The organism is Streptomyces sp. SM1, assembly GCF_002910825.1.
In the GTDB taxonomy this organism is placed as follows: domain Bacteria; phylum Actinomycetota; class Actinomycetes; order Streptomycetales; family Streptomycetaceae; genus Streptomyces; species Streptomyces okerensis.
Genome location: NZ_NEUB01000974.1, coordinates 1 through 9690 on the forward strand (window position 1 = coordinate 1; position 9690 = coordinate 9690).

A 9690-nucleotide genomic window follows, 5' to 3' on the forward strand; every position below is an offset into this window, starting at 1 on the left:
TGTCAATCCCCTGGAAGCGTAGAGACCTTCCTTATGCGGCCAGGTCCTCCTGATGGTGGCTGGCGCGTGCTTCGCTGATGATCTGTTCGAACTCCACCGGCGGTAGCCCGCCGGCCGCGGAGTGTCTGCGGCGCATGTTGTAGAAGCCGGTGATCCAGGTGGCGATCTTCAGCCGGGCCTCGGTCCGGGTGGCGAACTGGTGCCGGTGGATGTACTCGACCTTGATCAGCGAGTTGAACGACTCCGCGGCGGCGTTGTCCAGCGCCGACCCGACCCGCCCCATGGACTGCACCACGCCCAGCCGGTCACACAGCTCGTTGTACGCCTGACTGGTGTATTCGCTGCCGCGGTCGGAGTGGAAGATCACGCCGTCCACATCGCCGCCGCGCGTGGTGGCGGCCATCTTCAGCGACGCGGCGACCAGGGCAGCGTCGTGATGCGCACCCATCGCATAGCCGAGCAGTCGGCGCGAGAACAGGTCGATGACCGTGGCCAGGTACAACTTTCCCTCCCCGGTCTCGATTTCGGTCATATCGCCCACCCATAGGACGTTTGGGGAGACCGCGTCGAAGTGGCGGTGCACCAGGTCAGGGGCCGCTTTGCGCTTGCCCTGCCGGGTCAGCGAGCGGCGCCTGCGGGGCGGTTTACGGCCCTGGAGCCCGAGCTCGGCCATGATCTCGGCGACCGTGTTCACCGAGACCTGCCAGCCCGCGGCCCACAGGTCCAGCGTGATCCTCGGTGACCCGTAGGTCTCGCCCGAGCGGCGGAAGAAGTACGTGATCCTCTCCTCCAGCATCGCCCGTCTGACCTCGCGTTTCGTCGGCTCGGCCGGGCGACGTCGCCACTTGTGGAACCACGCCTCGGATACGCCGAGCGCGCGGCAGGAGACAGTGTGCGGGATGCCGTGCCCGGTCCTCTGGTCGCTGATCACCCCGACGAGAGCCGCCGGGTCCGCCACAGCTACTTCACCCACAGGACCATGCAGCGTTTGAGGACATCACGCTCCATGGCCAGTTCCTTGTTCTCTTTGGTCAGCTCGGTGTTGCGCCTGCGCAGTCGCTCCAGTTCCTCCTGGACGCTCTCGCTCCGCCCGCCAGCAGCCGCACCGTTCCGCCGGGCGCGAGAGACCCAGCTGGCCAACGTGGTCTCGTTGATCCCCAGCTCCCTCGCGACCTGCGCGAGCGGCTTGCCTGTCTCGGTCACGATACGCACAGCCCCCTCACGGAACTCCGCGTCGAACTTCCGCCTCTTCTCCGCCATGACTCCCAACTTCCCCTGCAGTCACGGCCTCTACGCTACGAGGGGAAGGTCAAAGGCGTCGTCCCCCAGGATCGGACGGACAGCGTCGATGACCTCGGCCTTGTGCATACAGGCGCCGAGCACCGCGCACTCGGCCTCCACATTGAAGGGAGGCTCAGCCTGCCCATCGTGATTCGACGCGTGGCCGTACTCGAAGTGGGATGGCGTATTCGGTCGGGCGTCGGTCATACTGGGCAACAGCTCCTCTGCTCGCGGGCCATACGGGACGGCAATCCCGGCCACGCGGGTCGATCGCTAGGGATGGCGGTTGAGAGGTTTGCGCTTGGCCCCCGGTGACAGCCGGGGGCTTTTTGCATGCGGTGCTACGTCGGGTGGGCCGCGGGGGCTCCTTCGGGTTCATGGGGGCGGGGCTATCACCATGCCATACGAATTGCCGATTGCAGAAGCATCCTGCATGTCGCAGAACCCATGCTACTCTTTAGAGGTCGCTGCACATGGCAGTGCATTGCTACGAACGGAAGGAGGTGGCCGTGACCGACGAAGACGACCCGCAGGGCGTGCTGCTCAGCGGCGAGGCCAACGTCGCCGTGCGCATCAAACTTGAGCGCGAGGCGCGCGGCTGGAGCACCAACGCCCTGTCCGACCGCCTGAACGAGGCCGGCTTCGACATGAACCCGTCGGCGGTCTGGCGCATCGAGAACGGCAAGCGCCGCATCAACCTCGACGAGGCCATTGGCTTCGCCGAGGTCCTCGGCATCGACCTGCGCAACCTCGTCGGCCCCCCGCAGCTCGCCGCCCAGGCCCGCGCCATGGAACTCATCGACGCCGTCGTGGACGCATTCCGCGAGACTCAGCGAGCCAACGCCGCCTACACCCAGGCGCGTGACGCCCTGGACGCCTACCTCGCCAAGCACCCTGACATCCGCGAGGAAGCGGACGTGATGGTCTCCAACGCCATGGCCGAGGCGTCCACCAGGCACCTGCTGGAGACGTACAGACCGTCACCCGACGAGCACCGCAACGAGGCCGGCACCTCCGACGAGGCATAGCCTCCGGCCTCCATCCGCTCCCGTCCTGGGCCCGCAAACCCCCAGCACGGGCACCTCACCCCATCCCCAGCGATCGACCGGCGGACCGGTGTTGCCGCACCCATGCCCGCCAGAAGAGGACCCACCCCTTGCGCCAACCCGCAATACCCTCTGCCTCCGCATCGATCCCGCGCCCGAATGCCGCCCTCCCTCCCCGTATCCCGCCGCCGTGTTCCCGCCCACCCGGCGGTCACGGTGGCGCGGTGCGGAAGGTGCGGCTCCTTTGACTGAGGACGAGTGGTTGCGCCGCGTAGAGGCGCAACTCCCCGACCGCGATGAGGAGTGGATCGACGATCTGCTCCGCATCTTCGGCATAGACCGGTCGTGAACCAACGAAGCCGGGTCCCCAGCAGGCAAGGGGGACCCGGCTTCCATCTGTCACCTAAGCACCGGCTCGATGTCCGCCGGATCGAAGATCGGCCCGTTGGACGCGGGCTTGATGATGACCGCGCGGAAGACCTTGAGGACCGCGGCGCGCTGCTGCTCGATCGCCAGGTTCTCCCACCGCCCCCGTATGTCGATGGGCCCCGCCGAGAAGGTCGCGGCCTCTGCCCGATGCAGGGCTCGCTCCCGATGCAGTTCCGCGATCTGCTTCTCCAGGTCCTCGGTGAGCGCGATGTAGCGAGCGGCCGACATACGCTTCTCCTGCCAAGCCTGCTTGAACTCGGCCATGTCCCGTTCCAGGGAGGCGAGTTGCTCCTCCTTCGTCCACTCAGGCGCGCGCTGGCGCACGTGCGCCAGCGCCTTGTCCGAGCTGAGGAACACGGCGTTCCTGATGAGGCGGTCGACCGGTTCGCCGGCCCTCGCCACTCCCCCGCATCCCCCGTCGTTCTTGCCCGGGCACGCGTACCGGAACTGGGATGACGTCTTCGACTTCCGGTAGGACGGGAAGGCCCGCATCTTGGCGCCGCATCGACCGCACCGAGCGATACCGGAGAGCAGATACTTGGTGGCGTAGTCCCGTGCGCTGCGCCCCTCCGACTCCTTCCGTACCTTCTCCATGAGCAGGTACCACTCGTCGGGGGTGACGATCGGCTCCCAGTCGCCGACGACAGGGGCACCGTACTCGTCCAGGAACAACTCCCCCTGGTGCATCCGGTAACCGCAGATCCGCGGGTTCACGAGCATCCGCTTGACCTTGGAGTCGTCGAAGACGCCACCGCTGTGCGACCTGACCCCCTTGTCACGCCACTCTCGCGCGATGGACGCCCATCGAACGCCGCCCAGGAAGTCCCTCACGGCCTTGCGGAGGTTCTCCGCCTCGTCCGGTACCAGCGTCCTGCGATCCTCGCGGTTCCAGCCGTACGGCGCCCGGCCACCCGGGAGTTTGCCCTGCGTCGCGAGTTCCAGGTGCTTGCGCTTCGTCCGCTTCGACGTGTCCGCCGAGGACTTGTTGGCGATGGTCACCTTGATCCGCGCGATGAACCGGCCGTTCTCCGTGGACAGGTCGATATCCGACGCCGAGACGGAGTCGAAGACGAGGTGGCGCTTGCGGCGCTCGACATCCTCGTACTCGTCGATCCACGCCTCCAGTTCGCGTGGCTGGCGTGTGAAGCGGTCGATGTCCCAGGCGACGACTCCGTCGATCCGCCCCGCCTTGAGGTCCTCCAGCATCTGGCGGAACTCCGGGCGCACGGTCTTGCGCTTGTACGCCGAGAGGTCGTTGTCCTCATAGACCCTGGCCACCTCCCAGCCCCTGGCGGCACAGTGCAGTCGGCAGTCCTCCTCCTGCCGCGCGACGCCCAGCCCTTCGGCCTCGTCGTCTTTGCTGATCCGGGTGTAGATGCCCACCTGTATGGCCCCGGAGGACCCCCGTCGTGCTGCCATGCGCCGGATCGTCGCACATCGCGATCAGATACATCAACCGCCGTTCTCATTTACCCTCGGACCACGGCCGATTCCTCGTGCAGACGTCCCGAACGCCTGGCCACAAGTGGCAGACTGGCGGCATGACGACGCACAAGAACCTGCTCGGCGGTCCGGATCCGACGTACCTCCCGGAGAACGAAGAGGCGTACCGCCTGCTGGGCGAGGAGTCCCGGTCACCGGCCGAGGTGGCGGCGAAGTACCCCACGTTCTCGCTCGCCTGGGCCATGCTCGCCGACGACGCCTTCGAGGCGGGGCGAGTGATCGAGTCGTACGCCTACGCGCGCACCGGCTATCACCGCGGCCTGGACTCACTGCGCCGTGCCGGATGGAAGGGGCACGGCCCCATCCCTTGGGACCACCGGGCCAATCGCGGGTTCCTGCGCTGTCTCGCCGCCCTCGCCCGTGCCGCCGGCGAGATCGACGAGAAGGACGAGACGGAGCGTTGCTGGCAGTTCCTCAAGGACAGCAGCGCCGAGGCGTACACCGAACTGAAGCGGTAGTCACCGCAGTGGAAACGTCTGTGCCGCCGTCACTCAGACAGCGGCGGCGGCACGGAATGCAAAAACGACACGATCACATGTAGCGCCGTTCTCCCACGGCACGGGTCCGTGGCCCTTCCAGCCGCTGCGGCGCAGCGCGTCGAGCCCGCGGTGGTAGCCCGTACGGGCGTACGCGTACGACTCGACGACGCTGCTCCGCTCGAACGCCTCGTCGGCCAGCCGCGCCCAGGCCAGCGAGGAAGTGGGGTGCTGGGCGGCGACATCGGCGGCCGAGGTGCCCGAGGCGAGCAGCTCGCGCGGGCCGGGGTCGTCGGGAAGGTGGGTCGGGGGCGGGCCCCCGAGGAGGTTCTCGTGAATCGACATGGGTCCAGTCTCGTACATCAGGGTGCCTCTCCGGCGCGCCGCTCCCCCGCCTCCAGCGGCGGCACCGCGACGCTGCCGTGCGTGCGGCACTCCGGGCGGCGGCAGTCCGGGGTGGGGCGGCGTACGGTCGCGAAGGCGAGGGCGGAGCCCGCCACGAGGACGCCCGCGCACAGCACCATCGCCCGCCGGAACGCGTCGTCGAAGGCGTCGGGGAGCCGGTACGCCTCCGGCCCCATCCCGGCGAGCAGCGGCAGCGCCGCCACCGCGACCAGGCCGGCCGCGCGGGCGGCGGCGTTGTTGATGCCGCTGGCCAGGCCCGCCCGCGCGGTGTCCACGGAGGCGAGGACGGTCGCGGTCAGCGGGGCGACCAGGGTGACCATGCCGAGGCCGAGCACCAGCAGTGCGGGCAGCACCTCGGACGGGTACGAGGCACCCGGCCCGACCCGCAGCATCAGCAGCATCCCGGCCGCGCACAGCAGCGGTCCGACGGTGAGGGGGATGCGCGGGCCGATCCGGTCGGCCAGCTCGCCCGAGCGGGCGGAGAGCAGCAGCATCAGCGCGGTCGTGGGCAGCAGCGCCGTACCGGCGGCGAGGGCGGACCAGCCGACGACGACCTGGAGCTGGAGCGCGGCGAGGAAGAAGAAGCCGCCGAAGGCCGCGTACACGCACAGGGTGACGACGTTGACCGCGGTGAACTGGCGGGAGGCGAAGATGGCCGGCGGCATCATCGGGTGCGGGCGGCGTTTCTCGACGAGGACGAAGGCGACCGCGGCGGCCAGGCCGGCGACGGCCGGGACGGCGACCAGCGGGGACCCCTCCTCGGCCTCGATCAGCGCGTACGTCACCAGCGCGAGGGCGATCGCGCCGAGCGCCGCGCCGAGGACGTCGAAGCGGCCCTCCGCCTTCCCGCCGGACGACTCCGGCACATGGCGGACGGCGATGGGGGCGCACAGCACGGCGAGCGGCACGTTGAGCAGGAACACCCAGCGCCAGCCGGGCCCGTCCACCAGCCAGCCGCCGACGAACGGGCCGACCGCCGCGCCGATCCCGCCGAACCCGGACCACAGCCCGACCGCGCGGCCCCGGTCGTCCGGGTGGAAGGACGCCTGGATGAGGGCGAGCGAGCCGGGGGTGAGCAGCGCGCCGCCGACGCCCTGGAGGGCGCGGGCCACGACGAGCAGACCGGCGTTCGGGGCGAGGCCGCACAGCAGCGAGGCCGCGGCGAACCACAGCACGCCGACGACGAACACCTTGCGCCGCCCGTACCGGTCGCCCAGCGCCCCGCCGAGCAGGATCAGCCCGGCCAGCGTGACCATGTACGCGTTGACGGTCCACTGCAGCGCGGCGAGGTCGGCGTCGAGGTCCCGGCCGATGCGCGGGAGGGCGATGTTGACCACGGTCGAGTCGAGCAGGGCCATGCTGGAGCCGAGCACCGTGGTGAGCACGATCCACTTGCCCTGCGGGGACGACAGCCGGACGTCGGGCATGCGGCGAGCATACGGAAGAGCCCGGCACCGCGTGCGGTGCCGGGCTCACGCTCCGGGAGGTGTCACTTGATGCGGGTGCCCGTGGAGCGCAGGTTCCGGCAGGCCTCCAGGACGCGGGCCGACATGGACGCCTCGGCCGGCTTGCCCCAGGTGCGCGGGTCGTAGGTCTTCTTGTTGCCGACCTCGCCGTCGACCTTCAGGACGCCGTCGTAGTTGCGGAACATGTGGTCGGCGACCGGGCGGGTGAACGCGTACTGGGTGTCGGTGTCGATGTTCATCTTCACGACGCCGTTCTCCAGCGCGGTGAGGATCTCCTCCGGGGTGGAGCCGGAGCCGCCGTGGAAGACGAAGTCGAACGGCTGGGCGCCGGCCGGCTTGCCGTACTTGGCGGCGACGCCCTCGTTGAGCTCCTTCAGCAGCTCGGGACGGAGGACGACGTTGCCCGGCTTGTACACGCCGTGCACGTTGCCGAAGGACGCGGCGAGCAGGTAGCGGCCCTTGTCACCGAGACCCAGGGCCTCGGCGGTGCGGATCGCGTCGTCGACCGTGGTGTAGAGGGAGTCGTTGATCTCGTGCGTGACGCCGTCCTCCTCACCGCCGGTCGGGGTGATCTCGACCTCGAGGATGATCTTCGCGGCGCGGGCGCGCTCGAGGAGTTCCTGGGCGACGGACAGGTTGTCCGCGAGGGTCTCCGCGGAGCCGTCCCACATGTGGGACTGGAACAGCGGGTTGCGGCCGGCCTTGACGCGCTCCTCGGACACCGCGAGCAGCGGGCGTACGTACCCGTCGAGCTTGTCCTTGGGGCAGTGGTCGGTGTGCAGGGCGATGTTGACGTCGTACTTCTCGGCGACGATGTGCGCGAACTCGGCGAGCGCGACCGCGCCGGTCACCATCTCCTTCTTGTGCTGGCCGCCCAGGAACTCGGCGCCGCCCGTGGAGATCTGGACGATGCCGTCGCTCTCCGCCTCGGCGAAGCCGCGCAGTGCCGCGTGCAGGGTCTGCGACGACGTGACGTTGATGGCCGGGTAGGCGAACTTCTCCGCCTTCGCCCGGTCCAGCATCTCGTTGTAGACCTCGGGAGTTGCGATGGGCATCTGTCCGCTCCTTAAGCGTGCGGTGTGGCGTACTGCGTACTGTCGGCCCTGACCTGGAACCCTGGAAGCGACGTCATTGTCGCGCCCATCCTTCCAGACTCGGCCGGAAGGTCCATCCCGCCGTCCGCCCACTGGTCGGCGGAGCCGGCCCGGTCCGTCAGTCGAGGCCGAGCTCGTCCTTGGCGTAGGCGAAGAGGTACGGGACCCCGGCGCCCTCCCGGATCTTCTCGGCGGCACCGGTCGCCCGGTCGACGATGGTGGCGACGCCCACGACCTCCGCGCCGGCCTCGCGCACGGCCTCGACGGCGGTCAGCGGGGAGCCGCCGGTGGTGGAGGTGTCCTCGACGACGAGCACCCGGCGCCCCTTGATGTCCGGGCCCTCGACGCGCCGCTGCAGTCCGTGCGCCTTGGCGGCCTTGCGCACGACGAACGCGTCCAGTTTCCGGCCCCGCGCGGCGGCGGCGTGCAGCATGGCGGCCGCGACCGGGTCGGCGCCCATGGTCAGCCCGCCCACCGCGTCGAACTCCAGCTCCGCGGTCAGGTCCAGCAGCACCTGCCCGACCAGCGGGGCGGCCTCGCCGTCGAGCGTGATGCGGCGCAGGTCGACGTAGTAGTCGGCCTCCAGGCCGGAGGAGAGCGTCACCTTGCCGTGCACCACGGCCTTGTCCTTGATCTGCTGCAGCAGCGCGCCGCGTGTGTCCGTCATGCGGCTCAGCTTAGAGGCGGGTCCAGGTCCAGGTCGTCGAGGCCTCCAGCGGTTCCAGGGGTGTGACCAGGCGCGGGTGGGTGTTCAGCCCGTCGGGCGGCCCGGTCTGCGGCTCCACGCAGACGGCCTCGCGCTGCTCGTCGTAGACGACGACCCACTCCTCGCGACTGGTCACCTTCAGTTCCAGCTGCCCCGGCCAGGTGAGGGTGACGCCGACGCCGCCGGGCATCCCGAAGCAGTCGTCCCAGGGCCCCGGCCCCGGCTCGGTCCGCCGCCCCGTCGGCAGATGGTCCTCCCCGCGCTCCTCCTGCCAGGCGGGCTCGAAGCCGATCTCCACGTCCTCGCCGCCGAGGCTGCGGTTGAACCACGGGTGCCAGCCGATCTGCGCCGGGAAGGACGACTCGTACGTCTCCACGCCCACCGTCAGGGTCAGGGACCCCTCGCCGAGCGCGATCTGCTGCGTGACCCGGCCCGCGTACGGCCACGGCTCCACGAGGTCGTACGTGAGGACGGCCTCGTCGGTGCTCGTGCGGGCGGTGCGCCAGGCGGCGTCGCGCGCGGTGCCGTGGATGGCGTGCGGCGGGGCGTTGAGGGGCATCTGCCATACGGTCGCGCCGTCGCGGAACCGACCGTCACGGATCCGTCCGCACCAGGGCACCATCGGGAAGCACCCGAACCGCTCTCCCTGCCGCAGCAGCTCCACGCCCCCGACCCGCAGCCCACCGACCCGCCCGCCGTTCCCCGGCAGCACGTCCACTTCCGCGTCTCCCGCGGTCAGCGTGATGTGTTCGTTACTCACATGACGACCCTACTGGGACGATCAGGAGGGCATGCCCGGCACCGCGGCTGCCCGGCGGCGGGCGTGGTCCGCGGTTCCCCGTTATGTTTTCCGCGGTCCTGCAAGAGGGCCGCTGGCCTCCGGGCCCGGCATGACTGTTGCCCCCTGTCGAAGGCATGACCTGGGGGGTGGTGTCACCGGGCCCGGGAGGTGCCGTCGGAGACGCTGATGAGAGGTCCGGCCACCGTCCGGTCCGGCGCAATGCCGGACAGCTCGCGGGCGGCAGGTCTGCATAACGTGGATGCGCGCGTACGACACCACTGCCGAGGCCGGCACCGTCAACACCCTGGGAGGGGCGCGATGTTCGAGACCGAAGACGTGGGCGTGTTCCTGGGCCTGGACGTCGGCAAGAGTGCTCACCACGGCCACGGACTCACCCCGGCCGGGAAGAAGGTCTTCGACAAGCAACTGCCCAACAGCGAGCCGAAGCTGCGGGCCGTCTTCGACAAGCTGACCGCGAAGTTCGGCACCGTCCTGGTGATCGT

General features: G+C 69.7%; 11 protein-coding genes and 1 pseudogene. 3 read left to right on the forward strand and 9 right to left on the reverse strand.

The annotated features are described in order from the left end of the window. Positions 1-31: 31 nt before the first annotated feature. Genes B9S61_RS42920 through B9S61_RS34230 form a run of 3 tightly spaced genes read right to left on the reverse strand, consistent with a single transcriptional unit; the run spans position 32 to position 1488 of the window. Positions 32-973: an IS3 family transposase gene (locus B9S61_RS42920; RefSeq protein WP_258039777.1), complete on the reverse strand. Its 942-nt coding sequence runs from the start codon at positions 971-973 to the stop codon at positions 32-34. Then, positions 961-1260: a transposase gene (locus B9S61_RS34225; protein WP_103543739.1), complete on the reverse strand. Its 300-nt coding sequence runs from the start codon at positions 1258-1260 to the stop codon at positions 961-963. Before B9S61_RS34225 ends, B9S61_RS42920 begins: the two co-directional genes overlap by 13 nt. 30 nt (positions 1261-1290) lie before the next feature. Continuing rightward, entirely contained in the window at positions 1291-1488 is a 198-nt protein-coding gene (locus tag B9S61_RS34230; RefSeq protein ID WP_103545661.1) for a DnaB-like helicase N-terminal domain-containing protein, read from the reverse strand. Between the two features lie 266 nt (positions 1489-1754). Here B9S61_RS34230 and B9S61_RS34235 point away from each other — a divergent pair, with 266 nt between their 5' ends. Next, positions 1755-2309 carry a helix-turn-helix domain-containing protein gene (locus tag B9S61_RS34235; RefSeq protein WP_103545662.1) on the forward strand — a complete coding sequence of 185 codons (555 nt, stop codon included), beginning with the start codon at positions 1755-1757 and terminating at the stop codon, positions 2307-2309. A gap of 417 nt (positions 2310-2726) precedes the next feature. On the opposite strand, the gene B9S61_RS34240 is transcribed toward B9S61_RS34235, so the two are convergent. Then, positions 2727-4175, reverse strand: coding sequence for a recombinase family protein (locus B9S61_RS34240; RefSeq protein WP_103545663.1), 1449 nt, complete (start codon positions 4173-4175; stop codon positions 2727-2729). Between the two features lie 122 nt (positions 4176-4297). On the opposite strand from B9S61_RS34240, the gene B9S61_RS34245 reads away from it, so the two are divergent. Next, complete coding sequence (locus B9S61_RS34245) at positions 4298-4717, forward strand: DUF3151 domain-containing protein (protein ID WP_103545664.1); 420 nt, start codon at positions 4298-4300, stop codon at positions 4715-4717. Between the two features lie 87 nt (positions 4718-4804). On the opposite strand, the pseudogene B9S61_RS34250 reads toward B9S61_RS34245, so the two are convergent. From B9S61_RS34250 to B9S61_RS34270, 5 genes and pseudogenes are all read right to left on the reverse strand, one after another. Then, a pseudogene (locus tag B9S61_RS34250) lies at positions 4805-5080 on the reverse strand (DUF3151 domain-containing protein); the annotation flags it as partial. Positions 5081-5097: 17 nt separating this feature from the next. After that, positions 5098-6567, reverse strand: a complete 1470-nt coding sequence (locus tag B9S61_RS34255; protein WP_103545665.1) for an MFS transporter — start codon at positions 6565-6567, stop codon at positions 5098-5100. Between the two features lie 62 nt (positions 6568-6629). Then, entirely contained in the window at positions 6630-7661 is a 1032-nt protein-coding gene (gene fbaA / locus B9S61_RS34260) for a class II fructose-bisphosphate aldolase (protein WP_103545666.1), read from the reverse strand. Between the two features lie 157 nt (positions 7662-7818). Next, complete coding sequence (pyrE, locus tag B9S61_RS34265; protein WP_103545667.1) at positions 7819-8367, reverse strand: orotate phosphoribosyltransferase; 549 nt, start codon at positions 8365-8367, stop codon at positions 7819-7821. A 10-nt stretch (positions 8368-8377) separates the two neighbouring features. Further along, positions 8378-9166, reverse strand: coding sequence for an aldose epimerase (locus B9S61_RS34270; protein ID WP_103545668.1), 789 nt, complete (start codon positions 9164-9166; stop codon positions 8378-8380). Positions 9167-9505: 339 nt separating this feature from the next. On the opposite strand from B9S61_RS34270, the gene B9S61_RS34275 reads away from it, so the two are divergent. Then, the coding region (locus tag B9S61_RS34275) for a transposase (RefSeq protein ID WP_146064863.1) at positions 9506-9690 on the forward strand (185 nt) is incomplete at its 3' end.

What these genes read in the sequence shown, in the direction of transcription:
- B9S61_RS34225 (WP_103543739.1), bottom strand. Translation starts at nt 1,260, where the DNA reads ATGGCGGAGAAGAGGCGGAAGTTCGACGCGGAGTTCCGTGAGGGGGCT.
- B9S61_RS34230 (WP_103545661.1), bottom strand. Translation starts at nt 1,488, where the DNA reads ATGACCGACGCCCGACCGAATACGCCATCCCACTTCGAGTACGGCCAC.
- B9S61_RS34235 (WP_103545662.1), top strand. Translation starts at nt 1,755, where the DNA reads ATGGCAGTGCATTGCTACGAACGGAAGGAGGTGGCCGTGACCGACGAA.
- B9S61_RS34240 (WP_103545663.1), bottom strand. Translation starts at nt 4,175, where the DNA reads ATGGCAGCACGACGGGGGTCCTCCGGGGCCATACAGGTGGGCATCTAC.
- B9S61_RS34245 (WP_103545664.1), top strand. Translation starts at nt 4,298, where the DNA reads ATGACGACGCACAAGAACCTGCTCGGCGGTCCGGATCCGACGTACCTC.
- B9S61_RS34255 (WP_103545665.1), bottom strand. Translation starts at nt 6,567, where the DNA reads ATGCCCGACGTCCGGCTGTCGTCCCCGCAGGGCAAGTGGATCGTGCTC.
- fbaA (WP_103545666.1), bottom strand. Translation starts at nt 7,661, where the DNA reads ATGCCCATCGCAACTCCCGAGGTCTACAACGAGATGCTGGACCGGGCG.
- pyrE (WP_103545667.1), bottom strand. Translation starts at nt 8,367, where the DNA reads ATGACGGACACACGCGGCGCGCTGCTGCAGCAGATCAAGGACAAGGCC.